We start from the raw sequence: 16,756 nt of genomic DNA on the forward strand, positions 1-16,756 counted from the left end.
ACACCGCCACGCGGGCGTCCGTCGCATTCCCTGTTCGATGCATCGACGTACAACAACACAACACTGGAGACACTCAATGAAAAGCAGAATCGTGATCGGTTGCGCCGCGCTGGCAGGCGCGCTGGCCAGTACCAGCGGCTTCGCGCAGAGCAGCGTGACGCTGTACGGCAACCTCGACGCCGCCGTGCTGTATACCAGCAAGACGCTCGACGCCACCACCGGCGGGAATGCGGGCCATCAGTTCGCGATGACCGACACCGGCATGACGCCGACGACGTTCGGGATGACCGGCACCGAGGATCTCGGCGGCGGCCTCAAGGCCCGGTTCCAGCTCGAAAGCGGCTTTGCCGTCACCAACGGCGCGTTCGCCCATTCGAACGGCAACTTCTTCGGCCGTCAGGCGTGGGTAGGGCTCGACGGCGGCTTCGGCACGGTCAAGGCCGGCGTGCAGTACTCGCCGTTCCTGCTCGCGATCTTCGATTCGGACCCGCGCAGCTTCTCGCACTTCGGCAGCGGCCTGATCAACTACGTCGACAACGTGCTCGTGACGGGCCTGTTCAACCCGAACGCCGTGTCGTACACGAGCCCGACGATCGCCGGCCTCACCGGCAGCGCGATGATCGCGCTCGGCGGCAAGGCTGGCGACTTCCAGGCCGGCCGCCAGTACTCGGCGAGCCTCAAGTACGAGCATGGCGGCTTCATGATCGACGCGGCGTTCTACGACGGCAACGACGGCACCGACCCGACGCCGACACCGAGCACCGTAGCGTTCGTCGGGCGCACGATCGGCGCCGCGTACCGGTTCGGCCCGGTCACCGCGAAGGCATCGTTCGCGAGCTACAAGGTCGGCGGATCGTTCAGCAGCAACGTCTACGGGGGCGGCCTCGACTACCAGGCGACGCCGGCCGTCGACGTGAACGGCGGCGTATGGTTCACGAGCGATCGCAACGACACCGCCAATCACTCGCTGCTCGCGGCCGTCGGCGCGAGCTACAACCTGTCGAAGGCGACCGCGCTGTACGCGCAGGTCGCGATGGTCAACAACCACGGTGCGATGGATACCGGGCTCGGGATCAACAACGCGCTTTACGCGGTCACCGGGACGACCGTCGGCGCGAACGTCGGGATCCGCCACATGTTCTGATGCACGAGCGGCGGCGGTTTCCGTGTCGAACCGTCGTCGCCCTGCATTCGTACTCCGAATCGTTGTACACCGGATTCACGGCGGCTTTCGCACCATGTGAATCCGCGCTCATCCCATCGAACCACGTGACGCCCCACGCTCCCCATCGTGCGGTTCATGCTCGTCCCGACCCGGTATAGACCACTCGCGCCGTTGCCCGGACCGCATGATGCGTGCGTGGCGCTGCCGCGCGGCGGGTTGTCCCGCTGCGCCAACCGTGTCGTTTACGACCGGTTTCCGGGCGCATGACCGATAGTCGGCTCCGCCCGTTTCTCTACACTGCTTCACACCAACACACTCGCCGGATGTCGCGTGCTGCGCGCCGCATCCTCGACATCATGGCGATCCAGAGACAACCGCCTTCGTCCCCGACGGTCCTGCGGCCTGCGCGCCGCACACCTCCCGCTCGGCGGCGACGGCCCTGCCAGGAGCATTCCTTGAGTTCATCGCACGCGCACTCCGCGAAGGCCCGGTCTTCACGCAAGGCCCTCAAGCTGGATGACATCACGATCGTCGATTCCGCCGTCCTCAAGCGTGCGGTCGGGGCGATGGCGTTCGGCAATGCGATGGAATGGTTCGACTTCGGCGTCTACAGCTACATCGCCGTCACGCTCGGCAAAGTGTTCTTCCCGTCCGGCAGCCCGTCCGCGCAGCTGCTCGCAACCTTCGGCACGTTCGCGGCCGCGTTCCTCGTGCGCCCACTCGGCGGCATGGTGTTCGGCCCGCTCGGCGATCGCATCGGCCGCCAGCGCGTGCTCGCCGCCACGATGATCATGATGGCCGTCGGCACCTTCGCGATCGGCCTGATCCCCAGCTATGCGTCGATCGGCATCATGGCGCCGATCCTGCTGCTCGTCGCCCGCCTCGTGCAGGGTTTCTCGACCGGCGGCGAATACGGCGGCGCCGCCACCTTCATCGCCGAATTCTCGACCGACAGGCGCCGCGGCTTCATGGGCAGCTTCCTCGAGTTCGGCACGCTGATCGGCTACACGCTCGGCGCGGCGACCGTCGCGGTGCTGACAGCGACGCTGTCGCAGGAAGCGCTGCTGTCGTGGGGCTGGCGCGTGCCGTTCTTCATCGCGGGCCCGCTCGGCCTCGTGGGCCTGTACGTGCGGCTCAAGCTCGAGGAAACGCCGGCGTTCAAGAAGGAAGCGGAAGCACGCGAGGCGGACGAACGATCGCGCCCGAAGCAGTCGTTCGGCACGCTGCTCGTCGAACAGTGGCGGCCGCTGCTCCAGTGCGTCGGGCTCGTGCTGATCTTCAACGTGACCGACTACATGGCGCTGTCGTACCTGCCGAACTACCTGTCCGCGACCCTGCACTTCAACGAAACGCACGGGCTCTTCATGGTGCTGCTCGTAATGGTGCTGATGATGCCGATGACACTCTACACGGGGCATCTGTCGGATCGGATCGGCCGCAAGCCGGTGATGATGCTTGGCTGCGTCGGGCTGCTGGTGCTGTCGGTGCCGGCGCTGCTGCTGATCCGCACCGGCGGAATGCTGCCCGTGTTCGGCGGGATGCTGATCTACGGCACGCTGCTGTCGACCTTCACCGGCGTGATGCCGTCGGCGCTGCCTGCCCTCTTCCCGACGCGGATCCGCTATGGCGCGCTTGCGATCGGCTTCAACGTGTCGGTGTCGCTGTTCGGCGGCACGACGCCGCTCGTCACTGCGTGGCTCGTCGATCGCACCGGCGACCTGATGATGCCGGCCTACTACCTGATGGGGGCGTCGTTCATCGGCATCGTGTCGGTGCTCGCGCTGCGCGAGTCGGCACGCCGGCCGCTGCCCGGTTCCTCGCCGTGTGTCGCAAGCCGCGCGGAAGCGCAGGACCTGATTCGTCGCGGCGCCGACGAGGGCCGCGTGCGCGACCGCAAGCTCACGCCGATCGGCGAACGCGCGTAACCCATGCCGGCGCGCCGCGATGCCGCGCCGGCCGTCAGTTCGTCCCGTCGTACGTGACGATCTCGACCCAGTTCGCACCCTTGCCGACCGGATACTTGCCGATTTCGTCGAGGTGCCCGGTGCCGCTATCGATCCGGTACACCGCGAGCGTCGGCGACAGTTGCCCGGCCGCGAGCAGATACCGGCCCGACGGATCGATCGCGAAGCCGCGCGGCTGCCGCTCGGTCGCGAACGTGCCGATGCGCGTCAGCCTGCCCGACGCCGGGTCGACACGGTATGCCGCGAGCGTGCTCGACGTGCGCTCCGACGCGTAGAGGAATGTGCCGTCCGGCGTCAGGTGCAGATCCGCGCCCCACGGTTTGTCGCCGTGAAAATCCGGCGGCAGGATCGATACGGTCTGGATCGGCCGCGCATCGGCATCGCCGTGCGACAGCGCGATCACGTGCAGCTTGCCGTCGAGCTCGTCGATCAGGTACGCGAACCGCCCGTTCGACGAGAACACGAAATGGCGCGGGCCCGACTTCGCCGGCAGCCGGTACGCAGGCTCGGCCGTGTCGGTCAGCTTGCCGGTCGAGGCATCGAACGACAAACGCAGCCATGCATCGGCGCCGAGCACCGATGCGAACGCATGGCGGCCGTCCGGCGATTGCCGGATCGCGTGCGCCATCGGGCCGGTCTTGATCGTCTGCTGCACGTCGCCCGCGACGCCGTTCTCGCCGATCCCGTTGACCGCCAGCAGATTGCCGCCGTACGACGCGGAGAACAGGTAGCGGCCCGACGCATCGGTCGACACGTAGGCCATGCTCTCCGCGAGCGGCGAGCGGCCCAGCTCGATCAGCCGCCCGTCGAGCGGATTGATCGCGAAGCTGACGACGCGATACGGCGTCGAGCGCAGCGCCGCATACAGCCGATGATGATCGGGCGACAGCGCCATCGGCATCACGGTCCCGCCGACCGGCACGGTTTCGATCGCGCGCAGCGCGCCGCTCGACGTGTCGACGCCGAACACCGAGATGTCGCGGCTGTCGCTGTTCGAGACGTACGCATACGTCGCGGCGTGCGCGGCCGATGCGGCCAGTGCGAATGCGGCGGCCGCGGCGGCGCGCCGAATTGTCTTCATGTTCATGGCGTTCGAGGTCGGGAAATGAGGCGGCACATGTGATTGCGGCGGGTAACGCCAGCGATCAGTACACCGCGTGACCGCTGATGAGGCTCGGCAGCCAGGTGGAGAAGAACGGCAGGTACGTGACGATGTTGATCGCGCTGAAGATCGCGAGGTAATAAGGCCACGCCATCTTCGTCGTCTCGCCGATCGACACGTTGCCGATCGCGCAGCCGACGAACTGCACGGAGCCGATCGGCGGATGCACGAGGCCGAGCGAGCAGTTCAGCAGCAGCATGATCCCGAACTGCACCGGCCCGACGCCGCACGCCATCGCGATCGGCAGGAACAGCGGCGTCGTGATCAGGATGTGCGCGGCCATGTCGACGAACGTGCCGAGGAACACCTGGATGACGTTGATGTACAGCAGCATCAGCCACGGCGCGGCGGTCGACTGCTTCAGCAGCCCTTCGATCGCATCCGGAATCTCCAGGTACGACATCTGGAAACGCAGCATGTTGGACACGGCGATCAGCAGCAGCACGACGCCCGTCGTACGCGCCGCATGCGACAGCGCGCGGCGCAGTTTCTCGACGGTCAGCGTGCGGTACACGAACGCGGTCAGCACGAGCGAATACACCACCGCGATCGCGGCCGCTTCGGTCGCGGTCGCAATCCCCTTCGCCACGCACACGAGGATGATCGCGATCACCATCAGCCCCGGCACCGCGCCGACGAAGCTGCGCAGCACCGCGTACCAGCCCGGGAACAGCGGCAGCGCAGACGAACCGTCTTCACGACGCGGATAGCCGTGACGCACGGCCTGCCAGTACGCCGCCGCGAGCACGAAGCCCATCACCCACAACACCGGCAGCAGCCCGGAGAACAGCAGGTCGCCGATCGACACGCCGCTCACCTGCTGGCCGTGCAGCAGCCCCGTGATCCCCTGCGCGGCGAACGCGTAGATGATCATGTTGGTCGACGTCGGCATCAGCGCGCCGGCGAGCGACGCGTGGGTCGTCACGTTGACCGCATAGGCCGCGCTGTAGCCTTCGCGCTTCATCAGCGGAATCACCACGCCGCCCATCGCGGACGTATCGGCGGTCGGCGAGCCCGACACACCGCCGAACAGCGTGCACGCGACGACGTTGGCCATCCCGAGACCGCCGCGGAAATGGCCGACGGTCGCCTGCGCGAAGCGCAGGATCCGGTCCGCGATGCCGCCGTGCAGCATCAGTTCGCCGGAGAAGATGAAGAACGGCACCGCGAGGAACGAGAACGCGTTCATCCCCGAGATCATCGACTGCATCGCGGTTGCGATCGGCAGCCCTTCGACCATGTAGGTCAGCACGCATGCCAGCCCGAGCCCGAACGAAACGGGCACGCCGAGCACGAGGAATATCAGAAAACTGACGGACAGAATCGCGAGTTCCATGGCGTTATTGTCCCGACGAAGAGCGACGAAGCGCGAGCAGGTGCTCGAGCGAGAAGAGGATGATGGCGATCGCCGCGGGAATCGTGATCAGGTAGCGCACGCCTTCGGGCAGCCCGATGATCGGAATGCGGTCGCCCATCGTCTCGGCGGCCATGCTGCCGCAGCCGATCATGATCGCGATCGCGAACGCGATCAGGCTCAGGTGCTGGATCGCGATCACCGCCATGCGCGGCCCCGCCGACAGACGCCGCACGAGCGAGTCGAGGCCGATATGGCCGCCGTCGCGCACCTTCATCGCCGCGCCGAACATCGCGATCACGATCACCAGCAGCAACGCGATCGGCTCGACGAAGTCGGGTGCGTTCTCGAACACGTAGCGCATCACGACCGCATAGAACACCAGCAGCGTGAGCGCCGCGAGACACAGCGACGCGATCACGGCCAGTGTACGGAACAGCAGGTCGTTCACGCAGCGCAAGAGCGGCACGGCCGCGCGCGGGCGGCACGGTGCCGCCCCGTCCGCGGCGGCCGCGTCCGGGGAGCCCACGGCCGCCGCGCCGTTCAGGGAAGTGCGACGGGTCACTTGGTCGCCTCGATCTCGTCGACGATCTGCTTCATCTGCGGCGTCTTTTCATACTTGGTCCACAGCGGCTGCATCGCCTTCACGAACGCCGCACGGTCGATCTGCGCGGCCGGCACGATCTTCGCGCCGCCCTTCGTCACCGTCTGCTGCGCCGATGCCTCGCGCGCCGTCCACAGCTTCTGGTAGTACGGCACCGAATCGGCCGCGGCCTTGCGGATTGCCGTCTGCTCCTGCGGCGACAGCGTGTCCCAGGTCTTCTTCGAGAACACCAGCACTTCCGGCGTCATCGCGTGTTCCGTCTCCGAGTAGTCGGGCGCCACTTCGTAGTGCTTGGTTTCTTCGTACGACGGCATGTTGTTTTCCGCTGCGTCGACGAGGCCCGTCTTCAGGCCCGTGTATACCTCGGCGAACGGCATCGGCGTCGGCGTGCCGCCCATCGCCTTGATCTCGTCGACCATCAGGTCGGACGGTTGCACGCGAACCTTCAGCCCCTTCATGTCGGCCGGCGAGCGCACCGGGCGCTTCGCGTAGATCGAGCGTGCGCCGCTCTCGTAGAAAGTCAGCGCGATCATCCCCTTCGCCGAGAACGCGTCGAGGATCTTCTGGCCCGCCGGCCCGTACATCGCCTTGCGGAAATGATCGATGTCGCGGAACAGGAACGGGAACGACGGGATCAGCGACTCCGGCACGATCTCGTTGAACGACGCACCGTTCACGCGCGCCATGTCGATCGCGCCGATCCGCACCTGGTCGACTGTGTCCTTCTCCGAGCCGAGTGCGCTGTTGCCGAACACCTTGATCGAGTCCTTGCCGCCCGTCAGCTTCGACAGCTCGTCGCCCATGTACTTGACCGCCATGTTGGTCGGGAAGTTATCGCCGTGCACGTCCGCCGAGCGAAACACGCGGGCATGGGCAGAGACCGCGAAGCCGGCCATCAGCGCGACGGCCAGTGCAGTACGGGAGCGGGTGAATCGGTGTTTCATCGTCAGTCTCCTTGATGGTTGCTCGTTGTTTCGCGGCGATCGTGGCGGCATCCGCACGCGTCGGTGCCCGGCCTTTCGTCCAATCGCAGTCATACGTTGTATGACGTGTCGTTGGGAATGTACGTCGGTTAATCGTTTAACTCACTTGGTGCATACCCCTATAACGGCTTCTGATACGGGTTTACGGCGTCTCAAGGGGAAAAGCTTTCTCTGTTTGGCGGATAGCTGGCGAAACGTTTTCCGGAAATGGGTCCGCATTTGAATCGATGCGCTGTTGTGTCGTTTTCCCGACGCCAACCGGCATCTTTCGTTTTCATTTCCATGGTTATAGGATGACTGACTACAAAACAGCCACGGCCCCGCACCGCCACGAGCGTGCGCAGGCCCGTGCGTATCGCGGCGCGACCGGCGCTCGTCCGACGACCCGCACGGGCGGCTCGCGCCGCCGTTTCATCGATTGCCGGCAGGCCGTGCACGCGACGCCTTCGCGCCGTGCTGCCGCGCCCCGCCCGAATGACCCGATACCAAACCCGGCCCAGCCCTCAGGCACGGCCACATCAGGAGATATCCGTCATGACATCCCGACCTTCCGGGCCGAATGCACGCCCGCGCGTCCTCCGCCTGTTCGCGGCGCTGCTTGCGACCGCCGCCGCGCTGAGCGCATGCGGCGGCGACGATTCGAGCACCGGCACCAGCGCGGCCGCACCCACGCCTGCGCCGTCCGCGGCAGCGGCGTGTTCCAGGTCGGCGACCACCGTCGACGCCGCGCTGCCGGCCGAGCACCGACGACGCTGCCCGCCGGCCAGGTGTGCAGCACGCTCGAAGCCGCCAATACGCTCGTGAGCCGCCCCGACGGCTCGTTGCCGCCGGAGGCCGATCCGTCGACCGCGGGAGTCGGCAAGGCGGTGTCGAGTGCGACGGCCAACCCCGACCAGGCGCGCATCCAGGCCGCGCTCGACGCGTGCGGCGCGGCGGTCGACGCCCAGGTGGGCGCCACCATCGCCGCCGCCGACGCATCGGCCACCGCCGCACAGAAAATCGCTGCCGTGCCGAACGTGAACATCGCCGGCGCGTCCGGCGAGGAGCTCGCGAAGCCGAAGTACCGCGCGAGCAAGTTCGCGGTGCGGCTCGTCGTCAATCAGGGCGGCGCCGGCAACAGCTTCATCAGCGGGCCGCTGACGCTGCCCTCCGGCGTGACGCTGTGGATCGACAAGGGCGTCACGCTGTACGCATCGCGCGACGTGAAGGCGTATGCGCCGAACGCCGCCGGGCCGTACTGCGGCAACACGGCGGTCAGCGCGACCAAGGCCGGCAGCTCGTCGAACTGCCTCGCGCTGATCACCGGCACGAACCTCGTGAATTCGGCGGTGGTCGGCGACGGCCGGATCGACGGGCGCGGCTACGCCGAACTCGTGACGTCCGACGCGAAATATCCGCTGATGAAGGTCGACATGACCTGCTCGAACACGTACGCGGCATACAAGAGCGGCAACGTCGCACCGGACGGCACCGCGTGCGACGACGGCGGCACCGTCGTCGATTCGAAGTCGACCGTGCGCAACATGACGTGGTGGGATCTCGCGTACCTCGGCAACATGGTGCAGAACGGCACGACCGGCTTCGGCTCGCAGTCGAACTTCCGGCTGATGGTGTTCAACTACGCGAAGAACCTGACGCTGTACCGCATCACGCTGAACAACAGCCCGAACTTCCATGTGGTGCCGAGCGGTGTCGACGGGCTGACGATCTGGAACGTGAAGGTGCAGACACCGACGCTCGCCGCGTTCGCGAACCCGGCCGGCAACGGCAATCCGCTGTACAACGGGCAGACGTTCAACGCGGACAACGTGAAGAACACCGACGCATTCGACCCGGGTTCCGCATCGAAGCCGACTTCGACCACGCTGTCGACCGGCAGCACGACGAGCTCGACCGGAGCGATTTCGTTCGACGGCTACCTGAAGAACTTCGTGTTCGCGTACAACTACGTGAGCACCGGTGACGACGACATCGCGCTCAAGGGCAGCAGCAACCCGTCGCCCGCCGGCTCGGGCCTGTTCGGCATCGACGGCAATCGCGACGTGCGCTCGGACCGCAAGGCCGGTGTCGTGATCGCACACAACCACATCTACTGGGGGCACGGGATCTCGATCGGCAGCGAGACCAACGCAGGCGTGACCAACGTCCAGGTCTACGACAATTCGTTCTGGGATTCGGAAGAGGGCCTGCGGATCAAGTCCGACTACGCGCGCGGCGGCGAGGTGAGCAACATCCACTACTCGGACATCTGCATCCGCGATGCGAAGAACGCGTTGCTGTTCACGCCGTACTACAGCACCAAGGCCGTGCCGGCGAGCGGGCCGCTGTATCCGAACTTCCATGACATCTCGATCGCCAATGTCGTGATCATGGGCTCGGCGGGCGTGAAGCTGCAGGGGTTCGAAGCGAATACCGGCGGCTACGGCGAACCGGCGTTCCCGCTCGTGATGTCGCTCACCGACGTGGTGGCCGATACGCCCGACGGCATCTCGACGATCGCATCCGACGCGAACCTCACGCTGCACAACGTGAACCTGCCGGTGTTCGCGTCGACCGCGAACCGCGTCGTCGTGAACGGCACCGCGACCCGCTCGATCGATCCGGCCAGCGTGCTCGACTGCAGCAAGGCGTTCGTCGACTTCCCGGGTATCGACCAGTCGAACCCGTTCGGCTCGACGTGGGCGCCGTCGTTGTAACGACGACGTGACGACCCCGGTTCCCTGCGTTCGTGCGGGGGATCGGAGTCGGGATGGCGGGCGCACCGGTCTTGCGCCATTCCGCGAATCGCGAAGGGAGGTGTGCGATGCAGAACATCGGAACGTCGGCGGGACAGCGTCAGGACACGCCGTTGAACCCGGGCGATGAAGAACCGCGCGATGCGCCGGGGGGCGGCGAGGATCCGTGTATGGCGTGTCGCGGTACCGGCATGATCGAAGGACAACCGTGCACGGTGTGCGGCGGGACGGAGAAGGTACTGCAGGGGATCGGGAGCGGTTGGTGCGGAGTCAGCGCAGGCAGGCAACCCGGTTCGGCCATGCGCCGAGAACCCAAACACCGCATTCGCCCTCGCGTCAGCGCTGCAATCGACCACGGCAGGCTTGCGCCGCGCGGTGCGCGGCAACGATGTCAGCGACCGGCGCGCCGGTCCCGCAAAAACGCATTCAACTCGCCGCCCGCATGCTCGATATGCCGCTTCAGCAACGATGCCGCCGTACGCGTATCGCCCTTGCGGCACAACGCGACCAGTTCAGCGTGCTCGGATTCGGCAACGTCGCGCGCGGCTTCGGACAACGACAGCTGCACACGCGTGTAGCGGTCCGTCTGCTGCAGCAGCGACGCGACGATCGCGGACGTCTTCGGCTGGTCGGCGCGCGACAGCAGCAGATGATGGAGTTCGGTGTTCAGCTCGCCCCAGCGCCCGGACTGGCTCGCGTGCAGGACTTCGCTGTATTCCTCGAGGATCGCGTCGAGCCGCGCGAAATCGTCGACTGTCAGCTTCGGAATGGATTTTTTCAGCAGCACGGGCTCCAGCAGCGCGCGCAGTTCGAACAGTTCGGTGATGTCCTCCGGGGACAGCTCCGACACGATCGCGCCCTTGTGGGGCAGGATCTTCACCAGCCCTTCGCTCTCGAGTTGCACCAGCGCTTCGCGCAGCGGGATGCGGCTGATGCCCAGTTCGGTGGCCAGCGCATCCTGGCGCAGCTGATAGCCGTCGACATACTCCCCCGTCAGAATGCGGCGGCGCAATTCGTTCGCTGCGGCTTCGGCGCGCGTGGCGTAGACAAGAGCTGGGCGTTTCTCGTTCATGTTGCGGTTCGGACTGGGGATGGCGGTCAGGCAAGCGCCGACGCCGCGGCGACGGATATTGCATATTTTCTACAATATTAGCAGAGCGCCCCTGCCGCCGAGCGTCGACGGCAGGATATCTCGACGCCGCGCCGCGCTTGCGCCGCTCCATCAAAAAAGCCACCCTCGCGGGTGGCTTCCATGCATGCGCTCCGGTTTCGGCCGCCGGAATCACGCACTCGTGCGCCGATTGGCTTCGACATCGACGTCGCGCAGCGACTTGCCGCGCGTTTCCTTCGCGAGACCGACACACACGATCGAGATCGCCGCCGCCGCGACCAGATAAAACGCGATCGGCGTCGACGAATGATAGCGGTCGAGCAGCGACAGCCCGATGAGCGGCGCGAGCGAGCCGGCCATCAGCGGCGCGACCTGGTAGCACAGCGACAGCGCGGTATAGCGCACGTTGGTCGGGAACATCTCTGTCATCAGCGCCGAATACGGCGAATACGTCATCGATTCGATGAACAGGCCCAGCACGATCGCGGCCATGATGATCCAGTCGTTGCCGGTGTCCATCATCGGGAACGCGACGAAGCCCCAGCCGGCGGTCAGCACGGCGCCTGTCAGGTACACCGGCTTGCGGCCGACCAGGTCCGACATCAGCCCCATCAGCGGGATGAACACGAAGTGGATCGCGTTGGCCGCGAACATCAGCTTCAGGATCCGCGTGGTGTCGAAGCCGACGATCAGCTTCAGGTAGGTCAGCGAGAACGTGACGACCATGTAGTACAGGATGTTCTCGGCGAAACGTGCGCCGATGCCGATCAGCACCTGACGCCAGTGATACTTCAGCACGTGAACCACGCCGAGCTGCTTTTCCTGCTTCTTCTCGCGGCGCGCCTGCGCTTCCTTGAAGATCGGCGCATCGTCGACCTTGCGGCGAATCCAGAAGCCGATCAGCACCACCACCGCCGAGAACCAGAACGCCGCGCGCCAGCCCCATGACAGGAAGTCGGCCTCCGACAGCGAGCTCGACAGCACCAGCAGGATGATGGTGGCGACCAGGTTGCCGGCGGGCACGCCGGCTTGCGGCCAGCTGGCCCAGTAGCCGCGGCGGTTGTCGGGGCTGTGTTCGCTGACCAGCAGGATCGCGCCGCCCCACTCGCCGCCGAACGCGAAGCCCTGGATCAGGCGCAGCGTGACCAGCAGCGCCGGCGCCCAGTAGCCGATCGAATCGAAAGTCGGCAGGCAACCCATCAGGAAGGTCGTGATGCCGACCACGACCAGGCTCACCTGCAGCAGATATTTGCGGCCGAACTTGTCGCCGTAGTAACCGAACACCAGCCCACCGATCGGACGCGCGGCGAAGCCCACCGCATACAGTGCGAACGCGGCGAGCAGGCCGTCGATCGGGTTGCCCGTCTTCTTGAAGAAGTGCGTGCCGAACACCAGTGCCGACGCCGTTCCATACAGGAAGAACTCGTACCACTCCGCCACCGAGCCGACCATCGACGCCGCGACGACCCGTTTCAATTCCCGCTTCGACGACGCATCCTGCACGCCGGTTGCGTTACCTGGCGAGACTGCCTCGCCGACCTGACCTGTCATCTCCGTATCTCCTCTCGTTATCTTCCATTTCCCTTGACGGGGCGGCTCGCGAGTAAGCGCGCCGAAAGATTTTATACAATATTCAATACACGATCTACGAAATCCCGAAAATGCTTTCGGCAGAAATGCGACACGGCGGACGGCATTGGGCGACCGGGCTGGAAGGTTGCGGGCGGGAGAATCGTTGTCGGAAGAAAGCACGGCGGGAACCAGCTTTCAGAACGCCGGCCGGGCTTTGAAGACTGTCGGGCGGGCGCGAGAGCGCAGAAAGAGGCATCGCCCCGCTTCGTCGCGATGCTCCTGCGATCGCCGCCGGAGGCCGTTGCGATGCGGCTCTCCGCCGCTTGCGCGCACCCGATGCCGCCACCTTCGTCACGCCCTTTTTATTTTATATTGTATAAAATATGCGAACTGGCTAGAATGACCTCGTCGATGGCTGACTCTCGGGCGAAACCGGAGGCAACGTTTCGGCACCGAGGCAAACAAGAGGTGGCCAACCGCCGTCCCGATCACGCGGACGAGACGGCGGGCGCGTACAGCCCAAGTTGCCAGCAATGGCAGTTGACCCTATCTGAATGAGGAAACGAGATGAGCGACAACATTTTTACCGGCACCATTCCGGCCCTGATGACTCCGTGCACCGCTGACCGTCAGCCGGATTTCGACGCGCTGGTAAAGAAGGGCAAGGAGCTGGTGGCACTCGGCATGCGCGCGGTGGTGTACTGCGGCTCGATGGGCGACTGGCCGCTGCTGACCGAAGCGCAGCGCCAGGAAGGCGTCGCGCGTCTGGTCGAAGCCGGCGTGCCGACCATCGTCGGCACCGGTGCCGTGAACTCGAAGGAAGCCGTGTCGCACGCGGCGCATGCCGCCAAGGTTGGCGCGCACGGCCTGATGGTGATCCCGCGCGTGCTGTCGCGCGGCGCGTCCCCGGCCGCACAGAAGGCGCACTTCGCCGCGATCCTGAACGCCGCGCCGAACCTGCCGGCCGTGATCTACAACAGCCCGTACTACGGTTTCGCGACCCGCGCCGACCTGTTCTTCGAACTGCGCCGCGCACACCCGAACCTGATCGGCTTCAAGGAATTCGGCGGCGCCGCCGACATGCGCTACGCAGCGGAGAACATCACGTCGCAGGACGATAGCGTGACGCTGATGGCCGGTGTCGACACGCAAGTGTTCCACGGTTTCGTGAACTGCGGCGCAGCAGGCGCGATCACCGGTATCGGCAACGCACTGCCGCGCGAAGTGCTGCAACTGGTCGAGCTGTGCAAGAAGGCCGCGCAAGGCGATGCAGTGGCGCGTGTGCGTGCGAAGGAACTGGAATCGGCGCTGGCCGTGCTGTCGTCGTTCGACGAAGGCTGCGACCTGGTCCTGTTCTACAAGCACCTGATGGTGTTGAACGGCGACACGGAATACACGCTGCACTTCAACGAAACGGATGCGCTGAGCGACGCGCAACGCAACTACGCGGAAGCGCAGTACACGCTGTTCCGCAACTGGTACGCGAACTGGTCGAAGACGATCGCGTAAGCGGTTTCGCACGATGCTTGCGATACGCGGCCGCGAAGCGGCTGCGTGATGGAAAAGCCACGGAGGAATCCGTGGCTTTTTGTTTTCGGGAGTCCGGCGATTTCCGTGGATATCGCCGGCGTCGGACGCTATATCCCGCAGCCCGCATCAACCCGCGCGACACGTCGGCGCGCGCGCCCTCGGCATCGAATTCAAGACGAAGCTTCGCATCGGCCTGGCGGGTCACGCCGCGGCGCATGGCGACGATCGACGCAAAGAGGGCGACGAGAAAGAAAGCGGTAAGCATGATGTTGCGCCTTACCGGCCAGACCGGATATCGCGTCTGGCGGCGACCGCGTGCGATCGTGTCGCACATCGTCGTGGCTGTGTCCGTGGATTTCAGCGGGCCGCAGAACAGCGCGGCAATGTCGTGTAAATCGGAGCGCGAGAACATGCGAAGCCGATGGCTGCCAGGCTGGAGCGGTCTGGAAGTAACAGAGCGGGTCGGCCAAGGTCAGACACCGAATCCATCATACTGATGGCCGACACATGCCGCCGGCCCGGCATCGCCGCAATGCAACGCCGTCAGGTGTCTCCAAGGAAAGCCGCGAGCGCACCCCGTCGCTACTTCTGCATCGCAACGCGCGACTCCATCCCGCCGATCTTCTCGAGCAGCGCGTCGCCGAGTCTCCTGACGTCGCGCGGCAAGCCGGGGATGACCAGCAACGCTTCGATCCGGCCCCGCCAGTAACTCGGACGACTCACGCGCATCGCGCACGGCATCACCACGTCGCCCGCCCCGGTATCGCTTTCCAGCAGCGCGACCATGCGCTGGATGTGCGAGAGCTCACGCTCTACATAGTCTCTAGTCAGCATCTGATGAAGCCCCCCGAAACACGGCGCCCGGCCCGTCGCAATCGGCGCGTCGCCGCATGGTCCTTCGTCCGCCCGCTCGCCTTACTCGCCTTGCGGCACGATACACGTGTCCTGTGTCAGAACATCGTCCGCAGGCGCGACGACTTCGTTCATATCATCGGATCAAAGGCCGCGCAGTCGCGCGACATGCTGTCGTCGCGCCGCACCGGCTGCATTCGCACCCCGATATTCTGTTGCCGATCGTAGACACTCGCCCCGTCGCCGGCATCCCCAAAATTGAGGACGCTTGCTAGAATCGATCGCACCGCGTCCGTATCACGTGCCAGCGCGCGCGATCCGGCGCACGCGGTGAGACGACACGCGCAACGCGCCGCGTGTGCGGCAACCGGGGAACGGGGATGTCCAAGGTACGATCGGCCGACGAGTCGATCGCGGCGCTCTACACGGCCGCCATCGACCCCGAACAGTGGGATGTCGCGCTCAAGGCCCTCACGGCGCTCGCCGATGCGCGGGCCGCGAACTGCTTCGTGCACGATGCGCGCGCCGGCACCTTCCTCGAATACCACTTCACCGGCTACGGCTCGGCCTGGGCCGATGCGTACGCGAGCCACTATCACAGCCTCGATCTCGCGCGTGGCGTGCTGATGCGCGAGCCGGCCGGTCGCATGTATCCGATGCATCGCTTCCTGCCCAATCGGGTGATCGAGCGCAGCGAGTATTACCAGGACTTCTACATTCGCGAAGGGCTGCGCTACTCGTGCGGCGGAATGCGGCTCGATGGCGGCCGGCGGCTGATGCTCGCCGTGCATCGTCCGCTCAATCACCGGCCGTACGATGCGCATACGACACGCGAACTGCAGCGCGTGCTCGATCACCTGCCGAACGTGTTCCGCCTCCGGCAAACGGCCGCGCCGCCTGCGGCGAGCCGCGAGCCGCTGATGGCCGCGGCACTCGATGCGCTACCGCGCGCCGTGATCGTCGTCGACGACACGCTGCGCGTGCGCTATCTGAATGCCGCCGCGCTCGCGATGCTGCAGGAATCGGCGGAGATCCGCGCGCAAGCCGATCGGCTCGTGCTATGGGCGCCGCAGGTCGCGGCGCAACTCGTGCAACGGGTCAGGGATGCGTGTACGCCGTGTCCGATCGTCGAACCGTTGCCGCTCTATGCGCTCGATCGCGAGCAGCGCCCGACGCTGGAAATCCACGTCGTGCCGCTGAAACCGCAATTGACCGCGCCGCTCGATCGCGACACGCGGCCGCTCGCGATGCTGCTGTTGCGCCGACCGTTCCGGCGCATCGTGCAACCGGAAGCGGAGCAGCGTCCGTTCTCGCTCACGCGCGCGGAAATGGCGGTGGCAACGGGCATTGCGCGCGGACAGACGCCAGCCGAATACGCGGCCTGCACCGGCGTGCGGATCAGCACCGTGCGCAGCCAGATCAAGGCGATCTTCGGGAAGACGGGGGTGCGGCGCATCGCGGATCTGGTCGCGTTGTTCGGTGATTGACGGCGCTTGCCGCAACCCGCTGATGCGGATCGCGCAGCGTTTTCCGTGAAGCCGGAGTGAATCGTCAGTCGGTTGGGCACGCATGCGATCCTTCCGGACGACCCGCACAGATTGCGCGATTTCCCCTGGCGTTTTGCGCGCTCCCGAAAAAAATCTGCCACGTTTGCCTTCTATTTGTTGGCTGCGGGAATCGAAATAATGTCTCCATCGAGCGGCACGTTGTGCCGCGCCAACTCC

General features: G+C 65.7%; 12 protein-coding genes and 2 pseudogenes. 7 read left to right on the forward strand and 7 right to left on the reverse strand.

Annotated elements, in window-relative coordinates:
• Nucleotides 1-76: 76 nt before the first annotated feature.
• Entirely contained in the window at nucleotides 77-1,144 is a 1,068-nt protein-coding gene (locus J7024_RS32905) for a porin (protein WP_175752662.1), read from the forward strand.
• Nucleotides 1,145-1,620: 476 nt separating this feature from the next.
• Nucleotides 1,621-3,090 carry a glycine betaine/L-proline transporter ProP gene (gene proP / locus J7024_RS32910; protein ID WP_175752661.1) on the forward strand — a complete coding sequence of 490 codons (1,470 nt, stop codon included), beginning with the start codon at nucleotides 1,621-1,623 and terminating at the stop codon, nucleotides 3,088-3,090.
• A gap of 34 nt (nucleotides 3,091-3,124) precedes the next feature.
• Here proP and J7024_RS32915 read toward each other — a convergent pair whose 3' ends face one another.
• The 4 genes from J7024_RS32915 to J7024_RS32930 are packed head-to-tail and all read right to left on the reverse strand — an operon-like array spanning nucleotide 3,125 to nucleotide 7,193.
• Nucleotides 3,125-4,216, reverse strand: coding sequence for a lactonase family protein (locus J7024_RS32915; protein WP_390680721.1), 1,092 nt, complete (start codon nucleotides 4,214-4,216; stop codon nucleotides 3,125-3,127).
• Between the two features lie 58 nt (nucleotides 4,217-4,274).
• A complete protein-coding gene (locus J7024_RS32920; protein ID WP_124897854.1) occupies nucleotides 4,275-5,627 on the reverse strand; it encodes a TRAP transporter large permease in 1,353 nt (450 codons plus the stop codon).
• A 4-nt stretch (nucleotides 5,628-5,631) separates the two neighbouring features.
• Nucleotides 5,632-6,210 (reverse strand): TRAP transporter small permease, encoded by a 579-nt coding sequence (locus J7024_RS32925; protein WP_124897855.1) that lies wholly within the window; start codon nucleotides 6,208-6,210, stop codon nucleotides 5,632-5,634.
• Complete coding sequence (locus tag J7024_RS32930) at nucleotides 6,207-7,193, reverse strand: TRAP transporter substrate-binding protein (RefSeq protein WP_124897856.1); 987 nt, start codon at nucleotides 7,191-7,193, stop codon at nucleotides 6,207-6,209. The genes J7024_RS32925 and J7024_RS32930 overlap by 4 nt, the downstream gene beginning before the upstream one ends.
• A gap of 573 nt (nucleotides 7,194-7,766) precedes the next feature.
• Between J7024_RS32930 and J7024_RS32935 the strand changes: the two are divergent.
• Nucleotides 7,767-9,928: pseudogene (locus tag J7024_RS32935) on the forward strand (glycoside hydrolase family 28 protein).
• A 107-nt stretch (nucleotides 9,929-10,035) separates the two neighbouring features.
• Nucleotides 10,036-10,227: pseudogene (locus J7024_RS32940) on the forward strand (hypothetical protein); the annotation flags it as partial.
• Nucleotides 10,228-10,358: 131 nt separating this feature from the next.
• Here the strand turns inward: J7024_RS32940 and J7024_RS32945 are convergent.
• Nucleotides 10,359-11,039, reverse strand: a complete 681-nt coding sequence (locus J7024_RS32945) for a GntR family transcriptional regulator (RefSeq protein WP_124897858.1) — start codon at nucleotides 11,037-11,039, stop codon at nucleotides 10,359-10,361.
• A gap of 210 nt (nucleotides 11,040-11,249) precedes the next feature.
• Complete coding sequence (gene abaF / locus J7024_RS32950; protein WP_279607709.1) at nucleotides 11,250-12,629, reverse strand: fosfomycin efflux MFS transporter AbaF; 1,380 nt, start codon at nucleotides 12,627-12,629, stop codon at nucleotides 11,250-11,252.
• Nucleotides 12,630-13,217: 588 nt separating this feature from the next.
• On the opposite strand from abaF, the gene J7024_RS32955 reads away from it, so the two are divergent.
• Together J7024_RS32955 and J7024_RS32960 are read left to right on the forward strand one after the other, a co-directional pair.
• Nucleotides 13,218-14,159, forward strand: a complete 942-nt coding sequence (locus tag J7024_RS32955; RefSeq protein WP_124897860.1) for a dihydrodipicolinate synthase family protein — start codon at nucleotides 13,218-13,220, stop codon at nucleotides 14,157-14,159.
• 236 nt (nucleotides 14,160-14,395) lie between these two features.
• Nucleotides 14,396-14,677, forward strand: a complete 282-nt coding sequence (locus tag J7024_RS32960; protein ID WP_234745840.1) for a hypothetical protein — start codon at nucleotides 14,396-14,398, stop codon at nucleotides 14,675-14,677.
• Nucleotides 14,678-14,762: 85 nt separating this feature from the next.
• Here J7024_RS32960 and J7024_RS32965 read toward each other — a convergent pair whose 3' ends face one another.
• Nucleotides 14,763-15,014: a hypothetical protein gene (locus tag J7024_RS32965; RefSeq protein ID WP_124897862.1), complete on the reverse strand. Its 252-nt coding sequence runs from the start codon at nucleotides 15,012-15,014 to the stop codon at nucleotides 14,763-14,765.
• 398 nt (nucleotides 15,015-15,412) lie between these two features.
• Between J7024_RS32965 and J7024_RS32970 the strand changes: the two genes are divergently transcribed.
• On the forward strand, nucleotides 15,413-16,519 hold the full coding sequence (locus J7024_RS32970; RefSeq protein WP_124897863.1) for a PAS domain-containing protein: 1,107 nt from the start codon (nucleotides 15,413-15,415) through the stop codon (nucleotides 16,517-16,519).
• Nucleotides 16,520-16,756: the final 237 nt, after the last annotated feature.

This window comes from Burkholderia sp. WTPI3, from assembly GCF_021483755.1.
Taxonomy (GTDB): domain Bacteria; phylum Pseudomonadota; class Gammaproteobacteria; order Burkholderiales; family Burkholderiaceae; genus Burkholderia.

Coding starts and splice junctions, on each gene's coding strand:
- J7024_RS32905 (WP_175752662.1), top strand. CDS start 77: ATGAAAAGCAGAATCGTGATCGGTTGCGCCGCGCTGGCAGGCGCGCTG.
- J7024_RS32915 (WP_390680721.1), bottom strand. CDS start 4,216: ATGAACATGAAGACAATTCGGCGCGCCGCCGCGGCCGCCGCATTCGCA.
- J7024_RS32920 (WP_124897854.1), bottom strand. CDS start 5,627: ATGGAACTCGCGATTCTGTCCGTCAGTTTTCTGATATTCCTCGTGCTC.
- J7024_RS32930 (WP_124897856.1), bottom strand. CDS start 7,193: ATGAAACACCGATTCACCCGCTCCCGTACTGCACTGGCCGTCGCGCTG.
- J7024_RS32945 (WP_124897858.1), bottom strand. CDS start 11,039: ATGAACGAGAAACGCCCAGCTCTTGTCTACGCCACGCGCGCCGAAGCC.
- abaF (WP_279607709.1), bottom strand. CDS start 12,629: ATGACAGGTCAGGTCGGCGAGGCAGTCTCGCCAGGTAACGCAACCGGC.
- J7024_RS32955 (WP_124897860.1), top strand. CDS start 13,218: ATGAGCGACAACATTTTTACCGGCACCATTCCGGCCCTGATGACTCCG.
- J7024_RS32960 (WP_234745840.1), top strand. CDS start 14,396: ATGGCGACGATCGACGCAAAGAGGGCGACGAGAAAGAAAGCGGTAAGC.
- J7024_RS32965 (WP_124897862.1), bottom strand. CDS start 15,014: ATGCTGACTAGAGACTATGTAGAGCGTGAGCTCTCGCACATCCAGCGC.
- J7024_RS32970 (WP_124897863.1), top strand. CDS start 15,413: ATGTCCAAGGTACGATCGGCCGACGAGTCGATCGCGGCGCTCTACACG.